At 27.5% G+C, this 20,494-nt stretch carries 21 protein-coding genes, 2 tRNA genes and 3 pseudogenes; 17 read left to right on the top strand and 9 right to left on the bottom strand.

Annotation, left to right across the window (positions count from 1 at the left end; all coding sequences use genetic code 11):
- Positions 1 to 23: 23 nt before the first annotated feature.
- Positions 24 to 499: pseudogene (gene cheQ / locus CARM_RS00585) on the top strand (cheVAW transcriptional regulator CheQ).
- Here the strand turns inward: cheQ and CARM_RS08560 are convergent.
- Together CARM_RS08560 and CARM_RS00575 are read right to left on the bottom strand one after the other, a co-directional pair.
- Positions 468 to 1,650, bottom strand: a pseudogene (locus tag CARM_RS08560) (MFS transporter). The pseudogenes cheQ and CARM_RS08560 sit on opposite strands and share 32 nt — an antisense overlap.
- A gap of 2 nt (positions 1,651 to 1,652) precedes the next feature.
- Entirely contained in the window at positions 1,653 to 1,814 is a 162-nt protein-coding gene (locus CARM_RS00575) for a highly acidic protein (protein ID WP_139427229.1), read from the bottom strand.
- Between the two features lie 83 nt (positions 1,815 to 1,897).
- Here CARM_RS00575 and moaC point away from each other — a divergent pair, with 83 nt between their 5' ends.
- From moaC to CARM_RS00545, 7 genes and pseudogenes are all read left to right on the top strand, one after another.
- Positions 1,898 to 2,371, top strand: a complete 474-nt coding sequence (gene moaC, locus CARM_RS00570) for a cyclic pyranopterin monophosphate synthase MoaC (protein ID WP_139427231.1) — start codon at positions 1,898 to 1,900, stop codon at positions 2,369 to 2,371.
- Entirely contained in the window at positions 2,349 to 2,612 is a 264-nt protein-coding gene (locus CARM_RS00565) for an HP0495 family protein (protein ID WP_139427233.1), read from the top strand. The genes moaC and CARM_RS00565 overlap by 23 nt, the downstream gene beginning before the upstream one ends.
- 12 nt (positions 2,613 to 2,624) lie before the next feature.
- A complete protein-coding gene (locus CARM_RS00560) occupies positions 2,625 to 3,746 on the top strand; it encodes a hypothetical protein (protein ID WP_139427235.1) in 1,122 nt (373 codons plus the stop codon).
- Between the two features lie 69 nt (positions 3,747 to 3,815).
- Positions 3,816 to 4,577, top strand: a pseudogene (locus CARM_RS08555) (cache domain-containing protein); the annotation flags it as partial.
- Positions 4,578 to 4,682: 105 nt separating this feature from the next.
- Positions 4,683 to 5,789, top strand: a complete 1,107-nt coding sequence (locus tag CARM_RS08550) for a methyl-accepting chemotaxis protein (protein WP_425321095.1) — start codon at positions 4,683 to 4,685, stop codon at positions 5,787 to 5,789.
- A gap of 306 nt (positions 5,790 to 6,095) precedes the next feature.
- Positions 6,096 to 7,508: an aspartate ammonia-lyase gene (locus tag CARM_RS00550; RefSeq protein WP_139426260.1), complete on the top strand. Its 1,413-nt coding sequence runs from the start codon at positions 6,096 to 6,098 to the stop codon at positions 7,506 to 7,508.
- An 18-nt stretch (positions 7,509 to 7,526) separates the two neighbouring features.
- Entirely contained in the window at positions 7,527 to 8,861 is a 1,335-nt protein-coding gene (locus tag CARM_RS00545; RefSeq protein ID WP_139453973.1) for an anaerobic C4-dicarboxylate transporter, read from the top strand.
- Positions 8,862 to 9,371: 510 nt separating this feature from the next.
- On the opposite strand, the gene CARM_RS00540 is transcribed toward CARM_RS00545, so the two are convergent.
- Positions 9,372 to 9,448 (bottom strand) — tRNA-Met (locus CARM_RS00540).
- A 130-nt stretch (positions 9,449 to 9,578) separates the two neighbouring features.
- Between CARM_RS00540 and CARM_RS00535 the strand changes: the two genes are divergently transcribed.
- Entirely contained in the window at positions 9,579 to 10,220 is a 642-nt protein-coding gene (locus CARM_RS00535; RefSeq protein ID WP_139426264.1) for a putative metalloprotease CJM1_0395 family protein, read from the top strand.
- On the opposite strand, the gene CARM_RS00530 is transcribed toward CARM_RS00535, so the two are convergent.
- A tRNA-Ser gene (locus CARM_RS00530) sits at positions 10,221 to 10,308 on the bottom strand.
- Between the two features lie 105 nt (positions 10,309 to 10,413).
- Here CARM_RS00530 and CARM_RS00525 point away from each other — a divergent pair.
- Positions 10,414 to 11,283, top strand: coding sequence for a hypothetical protein (locus tag CARM_RS00525; protein WP_139426266.1), 870 nt, complete (start codon positions 10,414 to 10,416; stop codon positions 11,281 to 11,283).
- On the opposite strand, the gene CARM_RS00520 is transcribed toward CARM_RS00525, so the two are convergent.
- Positions 11,272 to 12,123: a radical SAM/SPASM domain-containing protein gene (locus CARM_RS00520; protein ID WP_139426268.1), complete on the bottom strand. Its 852-nt coding sequence runs from the start codon at positions 12,121 to 12,123 to the stop codon at positions 11,272 to 11,274. The genes CARM_RS00525 and CARM_RS00520 overlap by 12 nt on opposite strands.
- On the bottom strand, positions 12,113 to 13,147 hold the full coding sequence (mutY, locus tag CARM_RS00515) for an A/G-specific adenine glycosylase (RefSeq protein WP_139426270.1): 1,035 nt from the start codon (positions 13,145 to 13,147) through the stop codon (positions 12,113 to 12,115). The genes CARM_RS00520 and mutY overlap by 11 nt, the downstream gene beginning before the upstream one ends.
- Positions 13,148 to 13,237: 90 nt before the next feature.
- Between mutY and CARM_RS00510 the strand changes: the two genes are divergently transcribed.
- The 6 genes from CARM_RS00510 to CARM_RS00485 all read left to right on the top strand — a co-directional run bounded on the left by CARM_RS00510 (position 13,238) and on the right by CARM_RS00485 (position 17,467).
- The gene (locus tag CARM_RS00510; RefSeq protein WP_161593808.1) at positions 13,238 to 13,987 is read left to right on the top strand and encodes an SIMPL domain-containing protein; all 750 of its coding nucleotides are present in this window, start codon (positions 13,238 to 13,240) and stop codon (positions 13,985 to 13,987) included.
- A gap of 63 nt (positions 13,988 to 14,050) precedes the next feature.
- Positions 14,051 to 14,470, top strand: coding sequence for a DUF1104 domain-containing protein (locus tag CARM_RS00505; protein ID WP_139426274.1), 420 nt, complete (start codon positions 14,051 to 14,053; stop codon positions 14,468 to 14,470).
- 1 nt (position 14,471) lies between these two features.
- The gene (locus CARM_RS00500) at positions 14,472 to 15,158 is read left to right on the top strand and encodes a response regulator transcription factor (protein ID WP_139426276.1); all 687 of its coding nucleotides are present in this window, start codon (positions 14,472 to 14,474) and stop codon (positions 15,156 to 15,158) included.
- Positions 15,148 to 16,455, top strand: coding sequence for a sensor histidine kinase (locus tag CARM_RS00495; protein WP_139426279.1), 1,308 nt, complete (start codon positions 15,148 to 15,150; stop codon positions 16,453 to 16,455). Before CARM_RS00500 ends, CARM_RS00495 begins: the two co-directional genes overlap by 11 nt.
- 8 nt (positions 16,456 to 16,463) lie before the next feature.
- Positions 16,464 to 17,153, top strand: coding sequence for a uracil-DNA glycosylase (gene ung, locus CARM_RS00490; protein WP_139426281.1), 690 nt, complete (start codon positions 16,464 to 16,466; stop codon positions 17,151 to 17,153).
- A gap of 50 nt (positions 17,154 to 17,203) precedes the next feature.
- Complete coding sequence (locus CARM_RS00485; protein WP_139426283.1) at positions 17,204 to 17,467, top strand: TFIIB-type zinc ribbon-containing protein; 264 nt, start codon at positions 17,204 to 17,206, stop codon at positions 17,465 to 17,467.
- 20 nt (positions 17,468 to 17,487) lie between these two features.
- On the opposite strand, the gene CARM_RS00480 is transcribed toward CARM_RS00485, so the two are convergent.
- Positions 17,488 to 18,324, bottom strand: coding sequence for an NHL repeat-containing protein (locus tag CARM_RS00480; RefSeq protein WP_139426285.1), 837 nt, complete (start codon positions 18,322 to 18,324; stop codon positions 17,488 to 17,490).
- A gap of 52 nt (positions 18,325 to 18,376) precedes the next feature.
- Positions 18,377 to 19,264 carry a helix-turn-helix domain-containing protein gene (locus tag CARM_RS00475; protein WP_139426287.1) on the bottom strand — a complete coding sequence of 296 codons (888 nt, stop codon included), beginning with the start codon at positions 19,262 to 19,264 and terminating at the stop codon, positions 18,377 to 18,379.
- A gap of 114 nt (positions 19,265 to 19,378) precedes the next feature.
- On the opposite strand from CARM_RS00475, the gene CARM_RS00470 reads away from it, so the two are divergent.
- Positions 19,379 to 19,918: a superoxide dismutase family protein gene (locus CARM_RS00470; protein ID WP_139426289.1), complete on the top strand. Its 540-nt coding sequence runs from the start codon at positions 19,379 to 19,381 to the stop codon at positions 19,916 to 19,918.
- A gap of 25 nt (positions 19,919 to 19,943) precedes the next feature.
- Here the strand turns inward: CARM_RS00470 and CARM_RS00465 are convergent, their stop codons facing one another.
- Positions 19,944 to 20,465: a flagellar FLiS export co-chaperone gene (locus CARM_RS00465; protein ID WP_139426291.1), complete on the bottom strand. Its 522-nt coding sequence runs from the start codon at positions 20,463 to 20,465 to the stop codon at positions 19,944 to 19,946.
- Positions 20,466 to 20,494: the final 29 nt, after the last annotated feature.

Genomic DNA, 20,494 nt, shown 5'->3' with positions numbered 1-20,494 from the left:
TTTTAAAAAATGAAGAAAAGAATATGACTTATACCATTTTACCACCTAATCAATTTTTAGATGATTATGTTTTAAATATACAATTACACAAATTAGCAAATATTTCTAAAAATGCTTATAAATTTTGGAAAAATACTCAAGTAGCACGCTATCAAGGCACAAGAGTAGTGTTTTTACGCAAACAAAGTATTTTAAAAAAATATCAAGATCTTATAAAAGAATGTGAAAATTTAAATGGTTTTGTTTTAGCAAGTGCTTTTTGTTCTTTCACAACCCTAGTCCATCTCATTTAGTAGAAAAAAATAATTCTCAAATTTATAAAATTTTAGATATTAAAGAAGTATGCGGGGTTAAATTTGTAAATTTAAAGGCATTTTACGATTTTTTAAAACTTGATTATAACTGCAATATTTATATCGAAAAATGCCATTTCTTTAGCCCCACTCCTTTAGAAAAGCGTATCAAGATCACCGAGAGTATGTGTGTTGGTTATTACTAAGAGATTTAAATATCAAAGCAGCCAAAAGTGAGATTATATTCATAACTAGCATAAAAATCTCAAAGAAAAACGAGTAATATTTTCTAAATTTCTCAAAGCAAGTTGTAGGGTAAAACACTGGCTCATGCAAGCAATATTATATGAAAAACTAAGCCCTGAAAATTTAATCTTAGCATCAAATACTTCAACTCATCATTAAAGGACAAAAATTCATCACTCCAGCAAAAAACAAACAAATATGCAGTGAATACTTACTTTATCAATTAGGGTTTTGGTATAAAAAATATTAAAAACAAATAAATTAAGAAAAATCACACAAGCTTTTGTTATGCCTATTTTATCAGGCAAAATTTCAATTAATATACAGCCAATTGCAAGTACAACTATACCAAGTATTTGCGTATAAGTTTGAATGCTTATATCAATATTTAACATTTTTACTATAAAAGAAAGTATGATTAAATCATCACAACAATACAAGCAATTAAACAAGTTATTAACATAGAAAGTGTTATACCTAACTTAGCTTTTAAACACTTCTTTTAAAGAAAATTTTTTAAAGCCTTGTCTTTTTTCATTTACTCAAAAACAGGAGTTTCTCTTAAAAAATTGACGCAAATAAGCAAAAATAATCCCAAAAATTTCATCCAATAAAAATGGAATTCTCCAAACTCTCTCACAAAGCTCTTCTTGTGTAAAAAAACTTATTTATCATCAAAAATACAAAACTACTTAGTAAAATTCCAAGATAAGTATGTTTTTAACCCTTTAGAACATACTCAAACACAAAAACCCAAGCACCAGGTAATTCTCCATCTATAGCTTACCTTGACAAATCCTTACAAACACTAAAAATATTATACATAAACACCCTATACTTTCATAAGTAGGTATAAAAGCAAGTAGAAAAGTTAGCACAACCATCAATAAATATAAACATAAACATTTTCTTACAGCCAAACTTATATCCAAAAGGAGCCATTATACACCAAATGCTCTAGCTAAATATCCTAAAGAATTTAAATTTTCAGGGAAAAATTTTAGAAATAAAACTTGCAAAAAAATACAAAAATCATAAAATTTTAAAAGTCTCTCCCAAAAAAAGGAAGCCTTACAACTTTAATATCTTTTTTTCTAAGATTTTTACTCACTATCAATCCATCTCATAGCTATCATCATCACTATAATCATCATCGTATTCATAATCATCATCATCATAATTATACGATCTTTGATTGTTTGTATAAGTATCATCATCTGCTTCATCATACATTTCATCATCATAATTTTCAAATTCTTCATCATCATAAGCCATTATAAATCCTTTAATATTTTTCGATATTTTATTATAAAAATATACATTTTGGTATAATTTTCAAACCATAATTAAGGAAAAATATGAATTTAACGCATTTAGATGAAAAAAATCATCCCAAAATGGTAGATGTAAGCCAAAAAGATATCACCCAAAGGGAAGCTTGTGCAAGTGGTAAAATATATATGAGTAAAGAAGCTTTTGAAACTATTATAGAAAATAAAGCTAAAAAGGGGCCTGTTTTACAAACTGCCATTATAGCAGCCATCATGGGAGCTAAACAAACTTCAAATCTCATTCCAATGTGTCATCCTTTGATGATTTCAAAAGTTCAAACTCATATAGAAGAAAATAAAAAAGAATATTCTTTTAAACTTTTTGTAAGTGTTAAATGTGAAGGAAAAACAGGTGTAGAAATGGAAAGTTTAACAGCTGTTAGCATAGGGCTTTTAACTATTTATGATATGGTTAAAGCCATTGATAAAAGTATGCAAATTACTGATATAGTTTTAGAAAGCAAAGAAGGAGGAAAAAGTGGTAAATATCTGCGATCTTAAAAAAGAACCTATTATAAATTATCCTACTTTTTGGGATTATAAAGTCGTTTTTGAAGCCGAAGTTGATGCGCTAGAAGTTTTTACCCAAATACTTAACGAAAGAGAATTTAAATATAAAATCTCAAATACTAGCAAACAAGGTACATATAAAAGTTACCTTTTAAGTGTTTATGTCGATAGCAAAAATGATCGTTTAAATATTTTTAATCAATTAAAAAGTAAAGCCAAATTTGTATTATAAAAAAGGAAAACTATGAAAAATTTAGCCATTATTTTTGAAAATTCTCTCTTAGCTTGTGAAAAAAATGAAATTCCAAACTTGATTAGTGAGCTTGTCTTTAACCTAAGTTATAAGAAAATTAGCTTTGAGAATACTGGCAATGAAGAGCTTTTTGCTGTCTTTTCCAAGGTATTAGAAAAACTTAATCTTGTAAATGAAGAAAACATCTCTAAAATAATTCAAGGTATTGTTAAAGCTAGAGTAGAAGAGGATAAAAAAATATTTTTTACTTATATTAATGAACTTAGTAAATTAAAAGCTAAAATTGAAGAGCAAAAAAATACTATTAAACACAAAATTTGTGATAATTTTTTTGATTTAGAAAAAACTTTAAAGGATTTAAATTTAAATGAATTTGATATAAGTGTGAATGATGCTATGCTTTATGATATAGAAATACTAGGACTTCTAAAAGAAACTGCCGAAAGTGCTTTTATAACTACTTTAGAAAAAGGTGAAAATATAGAACTTACCTCTTGTGAAATTGCTAAAAACCTAGTATTTAATGCAATCTGTGAAGGAAGTTTTGAAAAAGAGAGGATTTTAAAAATCTCTCAAGTGATTTTAAATGTTGCTTTTGAACTAGCCAATGAATCAAAGGTTTTTGCATATGATTTATGTATAGGAACCATTTATGGAACACAAGAAGGGATTTCTTTAGCAATTGAAAAATTTAAAGCAAGCTTTGCTTATAGTGGTTTAGAACAAGAATTAAGACAAAAAGAAAAAGAATTAATTGACATAGAGCAAGAATTTATCCAAATGCTTAAAAAAATATCACTAGAATTAAATAATCCTGTAAAAGATATACTCAAAGATTTATTAGAAAATAAATTTGATACTATATTTGCTAAATTCAAACGCCTAATTCAAGAAAATAGAGAACAAATTTTAATAAAAATCAATGAGCTTAAACAAAATCCAAGAATTGATGATTTTAGCAAATTAGCACAAAACAAACTTAATATTCTAGCCAAAGAATTAAGCGAACTTGAAAAAATTGCTAGTCAAAAATACAAAATCATAGATAGAAATAATGCAAAAAAATTAGGTGTAAGACTTTGGGAAAAGGCAAAAAAATTAGTTAAAAAATAAGATATAAATTATTAACTAATAATTTATATCCAATAATTATAATATACTTCAAAATTTTAGGAGTAAATTATGTTTTCAAGTTTAAAAATTAAACTTTCTCTTTTGGCTAATGTTTTTGCTGCTTTAGCACTAATCATACTAGGAATTACAAGCTTCATTTTTACAAAAAATTTTTTATATCAAAATGAACTTAATAGACAAACTGATATCTTACAAGTTTCAAAAATTTCACTTGAAACCTTTAGAAAAGATAATATTGAACTCATTACACATCTAGAGGATAGTATTTTAGAATTTTCATATGAACAGCTAAATTCTCAAGAAGCTCTCATTGAAAATATTGGTCCAACTTTAAAAGCTTATCGAAAAGCATCTGGGGTTTTAGCAGTTTTTATAGGCTTGGATAATGGAGAGAATATAGTTAGCGATGATAGTAGTGACAAAAAAGATACAAATATCGTAATTTATGGCAAAGCTGTAAATTACGATACACGAACTAGAACTTGGTATATAGAAGCAAAAAAAATAAATAATGTATATGTAACTTCACCTTATATTGATAAGGCAACTAATCAATATGTTATTACTTACACAAAAGCTATATATAAAAACAATAAATTTATAGGTGTAATTGGAGTTGATATCCCAATTGCTAATTTGCAAAAAGACTTTGAAAACAAACCAGGAAATAGTTTTTTATTTAACCAAGATGGAAAAATATTTGTTGCTAAAAATAAACAACTATTAGAGCCTTCTGTGGATCATTCTCCTGTTCTTAATGCGTATAAACAAAATGGAGATCATCAATTTTTTGAATATGGTCTAAAAGGGCAAGAAAGACTTGGTGTTTGTGCAAATGTTTTTGACTATCTTGTATGTAGTACAGAAAGTGCTGAAATTATCAATAAACCAATCAAACAAATTGCTTTTATACAAATGTCGATTGTTGCAATTATGATTGCAATAAGTATAGCCGGTTTGTATTTCATAGTTTCGCGCTATCTATCCCCACTTCAAGCAATCCAAACCGGCCTTAACTCATTCTTTGATTTCATCAATCATAAAACAAAAGACTCTACTATGATTAATGTTAATACTAATGATGAGTTTGGTGCTATGGCTAAAGCTATCAATGAAAATATCACTAAAACTAAAAATGCACTAGAACAAGATGCTAAAGCAGTAGAACAATCAGTAGATACAGCTAAAGAAATAGAAAGTGGTAATCTAACAGCAAGAATTACTGCAATTCCTGCTAATCCTCAATTAATAGAATTAAAAAATGTATTAAATGAAATGCTTAATGTATTAGAAGCAAAAATTGGTTCTAATATGAATGAAATTAATAGAGTATTTGATAGCTATAAGGCATTAGACTTTACAACTGAGGTTAAAAATGCTAAAGGTGGAGTTGAAGTAACTACTAATACCTTAGGTAAAGAAATAGTAGTTATGTTAAGACAATCATCAGAATTTGCTTCTTTACTTGCTACTGAAAGTGGTAAATTACAAAGTGCTGTTAAAGATTTAACAGATTCTTCATCAAGCCAAGCTTCTTCTTTAGAAGAAACAGCAGCAGCACTAGAAGAAATTACTTCTTCTATGCAAAATGTATCGCATAAAACTAGTGAAGTTATTGCTCAAAGTGAAGAGATTAAAAATGTTACTTCTATTATAGGAGATATTGCTGATCAAATTAACTTGCTTGCATTAAATGCTGCTATTGAAGCTGCTCGTGCAGGTGAGCACGGTAGAGGCTTTGCTGTTGTTGCTGATGAAGTTAGAAACCTAGCTGAAAGAACTCAAAAGTCTTTAGGTGAAATAGAAGCTAATACTAATATCTTAGTTCAATCTATTAATGAAATGGGTGAGAGTATTAAAGAACAAACTACAGGTATTACTCAAATAAATGATGCTGTAGCTCAAATTGATCATGTAACCCAAGAGAACTTAAAAATAGCTAATGATAGTGCAGTAATATCTGATAATGTTAATAAGATAGCTAATGATATCTTAGAAGATGCTAGGAAGAAGAGGTTTTAATAAATAATTAGCAAGCTTAAAGCTTGCTAATTTTAATTATCAAACTAATTAAAATTGTTTATCCTGCAATTACTTTCAATTTATTTAGATTTAGTTTTTAAATACAAATTTATTTTTCATACTATAACAAATCAATAAAATTTCATAATATTTAATTTATATAAAAAATAAACATTATTAGTTCATATTTTTTTATTAAAATTTGCAAAAAAATATGAAAATTTATTAAACTTTTATAAAAAATTGTTATATAATACTTCCTAAGTTTATAAACAAAACTTAAATAAAACCCACAAGGAGTACATCATGGGAACAAGAAAAGAACACGACTTTATTGGCGAATTAGAAATTTCTGATGAAGTTTATTATGGAGTGCAAACTTTTAGGGCACTAGAAAACTTCCATATGAGTGGTAGAAAATTACAAGATTATCCTTATTTTGTAAAAGCTTTCGCTCAAGTAAAAAAAGCAGCTGCTCTTGCTAACAAAGAAGTTGGAGTTCTTGATGCAGACAAAGCTGATGCTATTGCTAAAGCTTGCGATAGATTGATTGCTGGCGAATTTTTAGATCAGTTTGTAGTAGATATGATTCAAGGTGGTGCTGGAACTAGTACAAATATGAATACTAATGAAGTTATCACTAATATTGCTCTTGAAAGTATGGGACACAAAAAAGGTGAATACCAATATCTTCACCCAAATGATCATACAAACTTAGGACAATCTACAAACGACACCTATCCAAGCTCAATCAAAGTAGCAACTTATGCAAAACTTACTGATCTTTTAAAAGCTATGGAAAATTTAAAAACTGAGCTTGAAATTAAAGCTAAAGATTACAAAGATATTATTAAAATGGGTAGAACAGAGCTTGAAGATGCAGTTCCTACTACACTAGGTAATACTTTTAATGCATTTGCTACTTATATCAAAAGTGATATTGAAAAAATCACAGCAGCTAGAGATTCTATGACTTATTTAAATCTTGGTGCAACAGCTATTGGCACAGGAATTAACTGCCACCCTGATTATAAATTTGTGGTTGAGAAAAAATTAAAAGAAATCACTGGTGTTGATTTCAAGCCTGCTGAAGATTTTATTGCTGCTACTCAAGATACAGCTGATTTTGTTCATGTAAGTGGTGCTTTAAAAACAGCAGCAGTTAGACTTTCTAAAATTGCAAACGACTTAAGATTGATGAATTCAGGTCCAAGATGCGGTCTAGCTGAAATTAGCTTACCTGCTATGCAACCAGGTAGTTCTATTATGCCAGGTAAAGTAAATCCTGTAATTTGTGAAGTAGTTGGCGAAGCTTGCTATGAAGTTATAGGTAATGATGTTACTATCATGCTTTGCTCTGAAAGAGGTGAATTCGAACTTAATGCATTTGAACCAGGTATTGCTTATGGCTTATTTAACTCTATAGTGCTGCTTGAAAACGCTATGAAAACTCTAGCAGAAAAAGCTGTTAAAGGGTTAAAAGCAAACCCTGAAAATTGCAAAAAACTTGTACTAAATTCAATCGGTATAGTAACTGCATTTAATCCTGTTTTAGGTTATGAAAAATCAGCAAGTATCGCTAAAGAGGCTTTAGAAACTGGTAAAGCAGTTGGTGATATTTGTCTTGAAAGAGGGTATTTATCAAAAGAAAAAATTGATGAGATTTTAACACCAGAAAATATGTTAAATCCACATATGACAGAAAAAAGAAAAGCTTAATAATTTAGGAGTTTAATCATGGATATTATGATTATTTTACAACTTGTTGTCTTCCTTGGGGCAATATTCATAGGTATCCGCCTTGGTGGCATAGCAATAGGCTATGCCGGAGGTTTGGGTGTTGTTATTTTAGGTCTTGTTTTAGGTATGAAACCAGGTAACATTCCTTGGGATGTTATCTTGATTATTGCTGCAGCTATTGCTGCAATTTCAGCAATGCAACAAGCAGGTGGTTTGGATTATATGGTAAAAGTTACTGAAAGAATTTTACGCAAACATCCAAGATTTATCAACTATCTTGCACCAGCTTGCGGTTGGTTGCTTACTATTTTAGCAGGAACTGGTAATGCAGTATTTTCATTAATGCCAGTTGTTATTGATGTTGCAAAATCACAAAACATCAAACCATCAGTTCCACTTTCACTAATGGTTGTAGCTTCACAAATTGGTATTACAGCTTCTCCTGTTAGTGCAGCAGTTGTTTATATGACTGGTGTATTAGAACCACTTGGTTGGAACTATCCTGCATTGATTGGTATTTGGATTGTAACTACTTTTGCTGCTTGTATGATTACAGCTTTCATCGTAAGCTTAATCACTCCTATGGATCTTAGTAAAGACCCTGTATATCAAGAACGCTTAAAAGCTGGTCTTGTAAAAAGTGCTTCAGATGTTTTACAAAGTGAAGACAAACCAGGTGCAAAACTTTCAGTTGCTATTTTCTTAATCACAGTATTAGCGGTTGTTCTTTATGCTACAGCAATTTCTAATAATATCAAATGGATTGATCCAGTAGTTATCCCAAGAGATGCTGCTATTATGAGTTTCTTATTAACAGCTGCGACTTTAATCACATTCTTATGTAAGGTTGAGCCTGCTAAAATTTTAGACACAAGTGTATTTAAATCAGGTATGACAGCTTGTGTATGTGTATTTGGTGTTGCTTGGCTTGGTAATACTTTCGTTGCAGGACATGAAGCAGGTATTAAAGAAGTAGCAGGTGAATGGGTTAAACAAACTCCAGCTATGCTTGCTGTTGCTTTCTTCTTTGCTAGTATGCTTTTATATTCTCAAGCAGCTACAGCAAAAGCTATTGTTCCAGTTATCGTTGCCGCATTAGGAATTTCAGCTACAAATCCTGGAGATTCTTATATGCTAGTTGCTTGTTTTGCTGCTGTTTCAGCACTTTTCGTTCTTCCAACCTATCCAACTTTGCTAGGTGCAGTTCAAATGGACGATACAGGCACAACAAGAATTGGAAAATTCATTTTCAACCACGCATTCTTTATACCTGGTGTGTTAGCTATAGCTATAGCTGTTGCCCTAGGTTTCTTAGCAGTAGGAATGCTTTAATACTCTAACTTTCCACTTTTAAAGTGGAAAGTTTCTTTCTCTATATAAGTTTTAAATAAAAAAATTTTAATTTTAGATTTTATTGTGATAAAATTATCTTTCGAATAGAAAATATAAGAATTTTATTTATTACTAATAAAATGCTTTTATCTTTATGCTTCCTATTATACAACACTAGAGCTATATTATTTTCAATACATTTTTTAAAATCTTTCATCTATAAGTAGATAGGACTTATCATATTAATATTTTGTTGATTTTAGTTTGCAAAATAGATTTTGAAGAAAAAATTTTTAAGAGAATCTTTAATTATCCTAGCAGATAGACCTTGTAAAGTTTTAAATTTGAAATCATAGATCTTTTAACAAATACCATAGAACTAAAAAATTATAATAGATGAAAATTTATCAAGAAAATTTGAAACCATTGCAAGAAATATTAAAATCATGATACTAATATCACATACTTATACTACTTAAAACCTAATGAGAAGAAGTAATAAAACACCAATGGTGTCAAGGGGGAGACTTGAACTCCCGACCTCCGGCTTATGAGACCAGCGCTCTAGCCAGCTGAGCTACCCTGACATAAATACCAAAGAATTGAAATTATACTTTATTTTGCTTAACTTTTTATAAAAATTAAGTTTATAAAAATTTATAGACTTTTTAAGTTTTTTGTGATACAAATATAAAATAATATTAAAAAAGGGTTTTAATGCAAATTAACTCAAATTACAATAGTGTTTTATATATACAAAATCCTTACAAAAATAAAGAAAAAGAAAACAATCAGGAAAATACAAATTCTGAAATCCAAAATTCCACAGAAGATAAAAAAAATAACAATGAAGAAAAGACCCAAAAAGTTAATGGTAAAGAATTAAGCGAAGAAGAAGTAAGACAAGTTAGAGAACTCGAAAAAATAGATAGAGAAGTAAAAGCCCATGAAGCAGCTCATATGGCCGCTGGTGGTGCCTTAGCTGGTGGTGCTAGTTATGGCTATACAAGAGGTCCTGATAATAGAATGTATGCAATCGAAGGAGAAGTTCCTATAAAAATGCAAAAAGGAAATACTCCAGAAGAAACTATAGCTAATGCTATGCAAATAATTGCTGCTGCAATGGCACCAGCTGATCCTAGTCCGCAAGATTATAAAGTTGCAGCCAATGCTATGCAAATGCAAAATGAATCACGCATAGAGCAGGCTAAGAAAAAAGCAGAAGAATTAAAAGCTCAAAATGAAAAAGATACAAATGAAAATGACAAAGAATACAATACAAACTCACAAGCTATAAAATCATATACACAAAATTCTTCACAAGATTATATAGGGAGTCAGTATAACAAAAGTGCATAATGGCAGAGAGGAAGGGATTCGAACCCTCGGTGAGTTGCCCCACACACGCGTTCCAGGCGTGCTCCTTCAACCACTCGGACACCTCTCTAAAATATAAATTATAGCTTAATTTTTTAAATTTATAGAAAATATGCATTTATTTTCTCAACATATAATAAAATAGTAAAAAACAAATACAAATTCGAGGATAAAAATGATAAAAAAGATTTTTATTTTATTTATCTTACTTTATATTGCTCAAGCACAAGATACGCTAAATAAAAAAAGCGAAGGTGAGGGTTTTGGTATTTCAAGAAATGAAGCTATAAAAAATGCAATTAATGATGCACTAAAAAAAATAGATAATTTAAGACAAGTAAAATTAGCAAAATTTGATTTTACATTTAATGGAAATTTTGATATGGGCTATGAAGAAGAAATTGATGTTGTAAGTAATGGAATTTTTAATAGCTATGAAATCCGATCTCTAACTCAAACAAACACAAATGAATATCACGCTAAAATTGTTGTATATAAAAAACTTTATAGTGAAAAAAATTTTGAAGATAAAAGCTCATTAATAATTGTGAATAAAATAAAAAATAATTTATCATCTAAATTTGAACAAGAATTATTAAGTGTTTTATTACAAGGTAAAAAATTTAAAATTTTAGATAAAAATCATCTAAAAATTTACAATCAAGAAAGAAATATTTTACTTGAAAATAATACAAATAATGATGAAATCATCAATACTTATGCTACTTTAGGAGCAAATTTTTTGCTTATTTTAAATCCAAATATAGAACAAATCCAAGAAGAAACCGATACTCAAGTATATAAAATCAACATTGAATATAATCTAATAGATTTTAGCACAATGCAACCTATAACAACTAATATCCTAGAATACAAAATGACTTCTACAAGTGAATTTAGCAAACAAAAAGCACTTAGAGGTATAGCTACGAAAATTACCGATGAATTATTTAAGTATGCAAAAGATAATATCATAGATGAAGAAGAAATCGAATATAACAATCAACAAGAAAATGAAGTTAAAAATATTGATTTAAGATTTTAAATTCAAAAAATTACATCTTTTGCAAAGCTCAGCTTTTAAAATTCCTTGTTTGAAACCTTCTTTTAACTCTATATATAAAGGAGATTTTAAAAGTTCATTAAAATCTTTTTCAAAACAATTTCCAAGTTTCATATCTGCTTTGGCATCTAAACAGCAAGGCACTAAACTCCCATCACTCAAAATAGCAATTTGCCCATTTAAAGCATAACAATATCCTTTTTCTCTAATAACCTCATCTTTTAAAGAAGGCCATTTAAAAAGTTTAGCCTGATGCAAGATAATATGCCTTTCTAAGCGGTTTTTTATTTTTTGTGTTTGAATTTTTACTTTAAAAACTTGCTCTAAAAATTTATATATTTTTTCATTTTCGGATGGTGGTGTGAAATTTTTATCTAAATTCCAAAGTCTTAGATTAATAAAAGAATTGTTTTTCTTTTCTAAATGCAAAAAAATTAATTTTAAAATAGGGTTAAAATACTCACTTAAATCCACTCTACTTTGTGATAAAAAAGCCCCTAAAGATATATTAATCTGATGTATATTTTTATAGTTTAACACTAGATTTATTTTCTCATTATCAAAATAAAATCCACTTGAGGTAAGTTCTATTTGCATATTATATTTTAATGCTATATCTAGATATTCTTTTAAATTTAAAATTCTTAAAGGATCTCCAAGCACATGAAAAGTAAAAATCTTTGCATTTTTATGTATGCTTTTGCAAATTTTTTCAAAATTTTCAAGACTCATAGATTTTCTTTGAGCTTTTTGAGTGGGGCAAAAATCACATTTTAAACCACAAATATCACTTAATTCAATATAAATTTTCTCAAATTGCATAATAAACACTCTTTTTTAAAAGCTCTAAGGCTTTTAGTGTTAATTTAGATAAAGCATTATGTTCTAGTTGTTCATAGGATAAAGCTTTGTGTTCATCGTTATCTTTAAAATAATCATTTTTTAAAAAATACACTTTAGCAACAATTTTATATTTAGTATAAGAATGTTTAAATTCTCCAATATATATTGCGTTTTTTTCATTTTTATATTCTAAAAAATTATACAAATTAAAATATAGCTTTTCTTTGCTTTTTACAAATAACAATTTATTATTTTTTTGCACTATAAGTATTTTTAAAACAATATTTTCATATTGAATTTTTTTTCGAATATGAAATTTCTCATATTCATTCTTACCACTACAATGTTTTACTAAAGGACAAAAATTGCATTTTGCATTTTTAGGAAGACATACTAAAGCTCCTATGTCTAGCAATGCTTGATTATGTTCAAATGCATTATTATAGTTTAAAAATTCATTTGCTTTTTGCATTAAAAGTTTAGAATTTGGATTTTGCAAACTAAAAAATCTACTTAAAACTCTTTTGATATTTGCATCTACAAAAGCTTTAGCTTGTAAAAACCCAAAACAAGCTATAGCACCTGCTGTGTATTCTCCAATACCAGGAAGCATTTTAAGCTCTTTTATATCATAAGGTAATTTTGCATTAAATTTTTGCACACAAATTTTTGCACTTTTATGTAAATTTCTAGCTCTTGTATAATATCCAAGTCCTTGCCAAGCTTTTAAAACTTCATCTTCATTTGCCATAGAAAGTATTTGCAAGGAAGGAAATTTAGATAAAAATTGAAAATAATAATTTTGTAAAACACTCTTAACTTGAGTTTGTTGCAACATAATCTCACTAACATAAACCCCATAAGCAATATCAATATCTTTTAATCTTCTTAAATCATTTTCACTGCCATATTTTTTATATTTATCATGCAAGATACGCCAAGGTAAATTCTTTCTACCATTTATACTATACCATTTTAAAATATTTTGATGAATTTGATACATTAGCCTGTCTTTATTTTTTGAAAAATTATACAATCAATTCTTAAAAGCTTTGTGCTAAAATTAAAAAAATATTTTAAAAAGGAAACAATGATGAAAAGTTTTTTAAAAGGACTAGGATTAGGTCTGTTATGTTTGTTTTTATTTATATTAGGCGTTATTTTTAATACCGAATTTCTAGGTTTAAAAAATCAAAAGCAAGGGTTTGAATTCTCAAGAAGCATAGAAGTTTTTAATGAACTTACTCCAAATATTTACAATGCTATATTAGATTTTAGTGCTAGTGATGAGCTTAGTGAAAAAACTACAATCTCGCAAGAAGAAAAAAATCAAATAGCTAAAACATTTAAAGAAATTTCAGAGCGTATATCAAAAGAGGATTTTTGCAAAGGTGGTAGTTATACACTACAACCAAACTATAATTACTACCAAGGACAAAAAGTTCTTAATGGTTATAAATTATATTCTAATTTTACTTGTCAATTTTCACAAGATCAAAGTAAAAAATATGAACAATTGCTTAAAGATATAGAAAATATTGCTTCAACAAACACTTTAATTACTTTTAATACCAAAGCATTACAAGCAAGTTTTGACGAAGTTACTTTAGAAAACAATAAAGAAATTCTCTATGATTTAGCATTAAATAAAGCAGATGAAAAAGCACAACACTACTCTAAAGTATTAGCAAAAACTTGCAAAATAAAAAATATTTATTTTGATGGAAACAATGCAAAATTTTTTAGTTCGAATTTAGCTGTAGCAGCAGATAGAGTTGTTTTGCCTATTGTTAAAAATGAAAGGCAAATTTTAAAAGCTGATATAATTTTTGAATGTCAATAAAATTTCATTTTTGCTTTATTTTGAAGCTTTATAATTCCTTATCATTTATTTAAAGGAGAAAAAATGAAAAAAACTATAAGTTTATTTATCATAAGTTCTTTGGCTGCTACTTTAGCTTTAGGTGCTGATTTTTCAAAAAAAAGCAATGATGAGATTTTAAATCTAGCAAAAAGTGTTTCAGCACAAGATCAAGCAGATTTAATGATAGAAATGCGTAAGAGAATGAATGAAATGAAATACAATGACGCTCAAGAATATCATTACCAATTTAGAAACAACCTAAGAGAAAATGTTTCTAAATTAACTCCGCAAGAAAGAAGTCAAAGAAGAGTTATTGTACAACAAAATATGCAAAATATAACCGATAAAATGAATGGCAAAGAAATAAGAGAGCTTAATCTACACCATAGAGGCTATTCTAAAGGTATGCATCATAGAGGATATCACTCTCAAACACAACCATATGATTGCCCAATGAGGTAAAATGTCTGCTAGAATTTTACTTTTAGAAGATGATTTAAGTTTAAATGAAATCATCAAAGATGCCTTAGAAGATGAAGGTTTTGAAGTTTCTTGTGTGTATGATGCACAAGAAACTTTAGAAAAAGCATATGAAAAAAATTTTGATCTTTGGATTTTTGATGTAAAAGTTCCAAAAGGAAATGGTTTTGAAGTCTTAAAGGAACTAAGAGAAAGTGCAAAAAGCACTCCTGCTATATTTTTAACTTCTTTATCTATGCTTGATGATGTAAAACAAGGATTTTTAGTAGGTTGTGATGATTATATTAAAAAGCCATTTGACATAGACGAGCTGATTATACGAGTTAAAAATATTATAAAAAGAAATTTTAACCATCAAAAAGAAGAATTAATTTCGCTAAATTCTTCAAAAAATATTTCTTTTGATCCTATTAATAAAACTCTTTATCAAAATAAAAAAATTATTGATTTAACAAATAAAGAAAAAGATCTTTTAGCGTTACTTTTAAAAAATCGTCCTCATTTTGTAAGCCTTGAGAAAATTTTTGATGAAATTTGGACTTTTGATGAAGAACCAACCATTATGAGTCTTAGAGTTTATATAAAAAATCTAAGAAAAATTTTAGGGAAAGATATTATCGCTAATCAAAGAAATATAGGTTATGCTGTTAGGCTAGAAGATGAAAAGTGAAAATTTTAATAATACTATTTTCAAAATTCTAGCACTTTATATCATCACTAGTAGTTTTTTTCTAACCATATTTTTTGTAACTTTTTATCAAAAAGAAGCAAGCTATATTCGCTTAAATCAACTCACACATATATACACTCATCATAATTATATTTTACAAAATATCATAGAATCAAGACATAATCAAATTCCGCTAGAAAAAATCAACTTTGCTGATATTTCTAACAAACTTAATACTTCATTTGCTATTATCATAGATAATAAAACCATATTTAGCAATCTTTCTTTTGATGCTTTTGGAATCTTAAACCAACTAAAAAAAAATGATTTTATTTATACTAAAAATCAAAAATTATTTATAGATTTTCTAAGAGTTCGAAATCTTGATGCTTATATAGATAGTAATGACATAAAAAAACCTAGACATTATTTTAAATTTTTAAGACATAAAAATATTCATATTATCATAGAAACAGATGATCTTGGTTTTCAAAAAGAACAATATAGCAAAGATAACTATAACAATATTAATATTAATGATTTTTCCAACGAACTATGGAAATTAAAATTAAAAACGATTTTTTATGCTCTTATTTGCATTATTCTACTTGCATTTATTGCTTATGTATTAATACTGCTTGTTTTTAAAAATATAAAAGAACAATTTAATACATTAAATGATTTTATCAAAGATACAACTCATGAAATAAACACACCACTAAGTGTAATATTAGCTAGTGTAAAAAAATTTGATGATACAAATTTAAACCAAAGCAACATAAAAAAATTAAATCACATTAAATTAGCTAGCAAAAATTTAAACCATATTTATCAAAATCTTATAGCCTTAAATTTTTTTATACAAAAAGACAACATTAAAGCAAATATTGATTTAAAAGAATTAATTGAGCAAAGGTTAGAATACTTTGAAATTTTAATTACACAAAAAAATCTTATTTTAGAAAAAAATCTTTCAGAGCAATTTTTTTATGCTAATAAAGAAGAAATTCAAATATTGCTTGATAATCTTTTAAGTAATGCTATAAAATATACTAGTGCTTTTAAAAAAATATCTATTACATTAGATAAAAAAACACTAAGTATTAAAGATGAAGGTCAGGGAATGAGTCAAAAAGAAATTGCCCAAATCTTTACTCGCTATAAGCGTTTTAATCAAGATCAAGGTGGCTTTGGTATAGGCTTAAATTTGGTAAAAAAAATAGCAGATAAAAATAATATAAACATTAAAATACTAAGCGAGAAAGATAAAGGAAGCGAATTTATACTTTCTTGGTAAGGATATATATGGAAATTGTTTTAGAAAAAATAAAAATCAATGATAATTGGAAAGAATTTTTAAAAGATGAATTTTTAAAATCATATTTTTTAGACATAAAAGTCAAATATATCAAAACTTTAAATGAAGGCAAAACCATATACCCGCCAGCGAATTTAATTTTTAATGCTTTTAACCTTACTCCTTTAAAAGATTTAAAAATTATAATTTTAGGTCAAGATCCTTACCATAACCCAAACCAAGCTATGGGACTTAGCTTTAGTGTGCCTATAGGGGTTAAAATCCCACCATCTTTACTAAATATCTATAAAGAATTACAACAAGATTTAAATATCCCTATAGCAAAACATGGAGATCTTAGCAAATGGGCAAAACAAGGGGTTTTACTCTTAAATTCTATTTTGAGTGTGGAAGCTAACAAACCTGCCTCCCATGCAAATTTTGGATGGCAAAATTTCACAGATGCGGTCATTTCAAAACTAAGTCAAGAAAAAGAAGGTTTAATATTTTTACTTTGGGGAACTTATGCAAAAAATAAAAAAAATCTAATTGACACAAGAAAACATTATGTTTTAGAAGCAGCACATCCTTCCCCTTTAGCAAGAAATGCTTTTTTGGGTTGCAAACATTTTTCTAAAACCAACGACATTTTAACTTTTATGCATAAAGATATAATTGATTGGAATTTAAACTCATAATTTACCTTAAATCTATATACTTTATAAAATTTTTTAATAAAAGGAAAAAGATGAATTGTCCAGTTTGTGAAAATACTGCTTTAATGATGAGTGAAAGAAATGGTGTTGAGATTGATTATTGCCCAAAATGTCGTGGAGTTTGGCTTGATCGTGGCGAACTTGATAAAATTATAGAAAGAAATGCTACTCAAAATACTCAAAGCACTCAACAAAGCTATAGCCATCAAAGCTATAGCCAACCAAACTATAATCATAATAATGGCTATAAACATAAGAAAAAAGAAAGTTGGCTAGGAGAGTTGTTTGACTTTTAAGCCTAAAGGCTTAAAAGTCCTTATAATTTTATTTTTATTAAAGCATTTTCCGCCATTTTTGGAATCCACAAATACTCACCATCAAAAAACATATCTGCAGGACCTTTTATAGAATCTAAATCAAGTTTAGTTTCCTTGCCATCTTTTAAAGAATAAATATACCCTTGTAAATCTCTACCCCAACTTGACACTAAGATATTTTTATTTTTATCAAATACTATACCATCAAACTGCTCTATTTTTTGACTTAATTCTTGAATTTTATTTGTATCTAAATCAATGCTGATGATTTTACCACCTAACTTATCACTTGGATCATACCCTGCCACAAATAAAGTGTTTTTATCTAACAACAAGCCATTAGGACCACCATATTTTGGATCTAAATGTATAAAATTTTCATACTTTTTGTCTTTTAAAAATACCTTATGGATATATCCAGTACCTGTATCACTTATTAATAAAATATCTTCATTTAACACTGCAATATCATTTAAAAAAACTGCATTTTTTATAGGAAGTTTAAATACTTCTTTTTTATTTTTTACATTAAAGCCATACACTATATCAATATCCACTACATATAAAATATCACCTATTTTAGACATTCCTTTTGGAGCATTAAGATTTTTAATAAATCCTAATTCTATAACCTTTCCATTTTTATCTAATTTTGAAATAAACCCATCATTATCTTTATTTAATGGAGCTAATTCCTTTCCTACATTAGATAGATAAACAAAATTCCCATCTACATATACACTCTCTGGATGAGAAAAACCTTTAAATTCTTGAATATCCAAAGCATTTGCACTACAAAATGCAAAAATTGATAACGCTAAAATACTTTTTTTCATAATTATCCTTTCTTTTTTTACAAATTGTAATAAATTTTAAAATATAAATCTATCATTTATAAGATAAAAAATATAAGTTTTTTGATTTTTGCTCTTGTTTTGGAGTTATACCATATCTTTTTTTATATCTTGCTATAAACCACGCTGGTGAATTAAATCCTAATTCGGTGCAAATTTGAGTGATATTTTTTGTAGAAAATTCAAGTAAAAATTTAGCCTTTTCAAAACGCTTATTATCAAGCCATTCTTTAGCACTGATTCCAAAACTTTGTTTAAAATTACGGCTAAAACTTGCTATATCCATTTTACTAAATTTAGCCATAGAAGCTACATTTTCAAAATCATTTTGACAATACGCAAACATTTTATATAACTCCAATTTAAACCCACCCAAAATAGTTTTTAAAAATGATAAAAATTCCATATTGTCTTCGCTATACAATAAAGATAAAAATAATTCCTCAAATTTCAATCTCAACAAGTTTTCATTATTTTTATGAGAAAAATTAATACAAGGAATAAAAGATTCAAATATGCTTTTGGTAATCAAATCAGTTTTTAATTTAAAAAGATTTTTATTGTTTTTCAAGGAATCTAATTTAAAAATTATCTCTTTATATTTAAAAATTAATTCTACCAAAATGCTTTCTTTAAAACATAAAATAATGGATTTGTAAATATTATCATCATTTACATAATCTCTTATAGAAAAAGAATTTTTTGAAAAAAATACAATTTCATCTTTATCTATAATAAATTGATTATCTATAGAATAAATTTTTTTGCTTCCTTTTAAAATCAAAACCAAAGCATAATCATTAAACAATACTTCTTGATTTGTAGTTATTGATGAATTTTTTTGATAATAACAAAGCGAAAATAACTGAGTAAATAAAACATTATTACTAATTTTTTTCAAATCATTTGGAAATATTAACATAAATATCTTTTTATAAGTTTTTTGATTATTATACTTTATAATTAATAACAAAAAATAATTTTTAACTAATAATATATGTTACAATAAAATAATTTTTAATAATAAGGAGAGAAAATGGGAAAAATTATATTAGGCTCATTATTGTTATCAAGTTTTTTATTTGGAGCAAATTTGGAAAATTTTGATCCAAAGGCACAAAAAGATCATTTAATCATAAAAATGGAAATTCTTGATAAAAATGCCAACAAAAATGCAGGAGAAGTAGTAGCAGTGCAAACTCCTTATGGAATAGCATTTTATCCAAATCTTGAAGGCTTAGAAAGTGGAATTCATGGTTTTCACATTCATGAAAATGCAGATTGTGGAGCAACCGATAAAGGCTTGGGTTTGAAAGCTGGAGGACATTGGGATCCTGAAAAAACAAACGCACACTCAAGCCCATGGGATGATAAAGGTCATAAAGGAGATTTACCACCACTTTATGTAGAAAAAGATGGTAAAGCAATCAACCCTGTATTAGCACCAAAAATCAAAACTCTTGATGAATTGAAAAACCATTCTTTAATGATTCACTTTGGAGGAGATAATCACAGCGATCATCCAGCAGCACTTGGTGGCGGTGGTGCTAGAATGGCTTGTGGAGTTATCAAATAATACTAAAGGCTTTAAGCCTTTAGTATTATTTAAAAAGTTTAGTAAAATCTAAATCATTCGTATAGTCAAAATTTGATCTACCAAAACTTTGACTAGGACTATATGTAGCAATGGCTACAGCAAGTTCTGAAAGCATAGAAGCTATTTCTTCTCTTTTATCTTCTATATAGGCTTTCATACCTTCATAATCACTAGTTTCTAAAATTTTTAAAGGATTACAAATTTCGAAAATAAAAACCTTTGAATTCACATTTATATTATAATCATTATCAAATAAAGCATTACCTAAAAACGAGCAATTATCTACTATTTTCAAACTCTCACTTGCGATTAATACTTTATCTTGAATATCTTCGTAGTTTTTATCTTCCAAAAGCTTTGAAATTTTTTTCAACGAAGAATCTAAAATCTGCAAAGCACCGACAAAATCATTAGCATCAGTAATATCTTCACTAAATTTTTGCGTTTGGTGTTTTAAATTGGCACCATCTATGCTAGAACCTGCTTGTCCTAAGTGTTTTTGTAGAATTTCTAATTCATCTCTCATAATACACCTTCCTTATCATTGCTATGATA

The sequence above is a fragment of the Campylobacter armoricus genome, from assembly GCF_013372105.1.
GTDB classification, from domain to species: domain Bacteria; phylum Campylobacterota; class Campylobacteria; order Campylobacterales; family Campylobacteraceae; genus Campylobacter_D; species Campylobacter_D armoricus.
This window is presented reverse-complemented; position numbering and strand designations above follow the sequence as displayed.

Excerpts from the sequence above, each read along its gene's own strand:
- CARM_RS00575 (WP_139427229.1), bottom strand. The coding sequence starts at position 1,814 with ATGGCTTATGATGATGAAGAATTTGAAAATTATGATGATGAAATGTAT.
- moaC (WP_139427231.1), top strand. The coding sequence starts at position 1,898 with ATGAATTTAACGCATTTAGATGAAAAAAATCATCCCAAAATGGTAGAT.
- CARM_RS00560 (WP_139427235.1), top strand. The coding sequence starts at position 2,625 with ATGAAAAATTTAGCCATTATTTTTGAAAATTCTCTCTTAGCTTGTGAA.
- CARM_RS08550 (WP_425321095.1), top strand. The coding sequence starts at position 4,683 with ATGTCGATTGTTGCAATTATGATTGCAATAAGTATAGCCGGTTTGTAT.
- CARM_RS00550 (WP_139426260.1), top strand. The coding sequence starts at position 6,096 with ATGGGAACAAGAAAAGAACACGACTTTATTGGCGAATTAGAAATTTCT.
- CARM_RS00545 (WP_139453973.1), top strand. The coding sequence starts at position 7,527 with ATGGATATTATGATTATTTTACAACTTGTTGTCTTCCTTGGGGCAATA.
- CARM_RS00535 (WP_139426264.1), top strand. The coding sequence starts at position 9,579 with ATGCAAATTAACTCAAATTACAATAGTGTTTTATATATACAAAATCCT.
- CARM_RS00525 (WP_139426266.1), top strand. The coding sequence starts at position 10,414 with ATGATAAAAAAGATTTTTATTTTATTTATCTTACTTTATATTGCTCAA.
- CARM_RS00520 (WP_139426268.1), bottom strand. The coding sequence starts at position 12,123 with ATGCAATTTGAGAAAATTTATATTGAATTAAGTGATATTTGTGGTTTA.
- mutY (WP_139426270.1), bottom strand. The coding sequence starts at position 13,147 with ATGTATCAAATTCATCAAAATATTTTAAAATGGTATAGTATAAATGGT.
- CARM_RS00510 (WP_161593808.1), top strand. The coding sequence starts at position 13,238 with ATGAAAAGTTTTTTAAAAGGACTAGGATTAGGTCTGTTATGTTTGTTT.
- CARM_RS00505 (WP_139426274.1), top strand. The coding sequence starts at position 14,051 with ATGAAAAAAACTATAAGTTTATTTATCATAAGTTCTTTGGCTGCTACT.
- CARM_RS00500 (WP_139426276.1), top strand. The coding sequence starts at position 14,472 with ATGTCTGCTAGAATTTTACTTTTAGAAGATGATTTAAGTTTAAATGAA.
- CARM_RS00495 (WP_139426279.1), top strand. The coding sequence starts at position 15,148 with ATGAAAAGTGAAAATTTTAATAATACTATTTTCAAAATTCTAGCACTT.
- ung (WP_139426281.1), top strand. The coding sequence starts at position 16,464 with ATGGAAATTGTTTTAGAAAAAATAAAAATCAATGATAATTGGAAAGAA.
- CARM_RS00485 (WP_139426283.1), top strand. The coding sequence starts at position 17,204 with ATGAATTGTCCAGTTTGTGAAAATACTGCTTTAATGATGAGTGAAAGA.
- CARM_RS00480 (WP_139426285.1), bottom strand. The coding sequence starts at position 18,324 with ATGAAAAAAAGTATTTTAGCGTTATCAATTTTTGCATTTTGTAGTGCA.
- CARM_RS00475 (WP_139426287.1), bottom strand. The coding sequence starts at position 19,264 with ATGTTAATATTTCCAAATGATTTGAAAAAAATTAGTAATAATGTTTTA.
- CARM_RS00470 (WP_139426289.1), top strand. The coding sequence starts at position 19,379 with ATGGGAAAAATTATATTAGGCTCATTATTGTTATCAAGTTTTTTATTT.
- CARM_RS00465 (WP_139426291.1), bottom strand. The coding sequence starts at position 20,465 with ATGAGAGATGAATTAGAAATTCTACAAAAACACTTAGGACAAGCAGGT.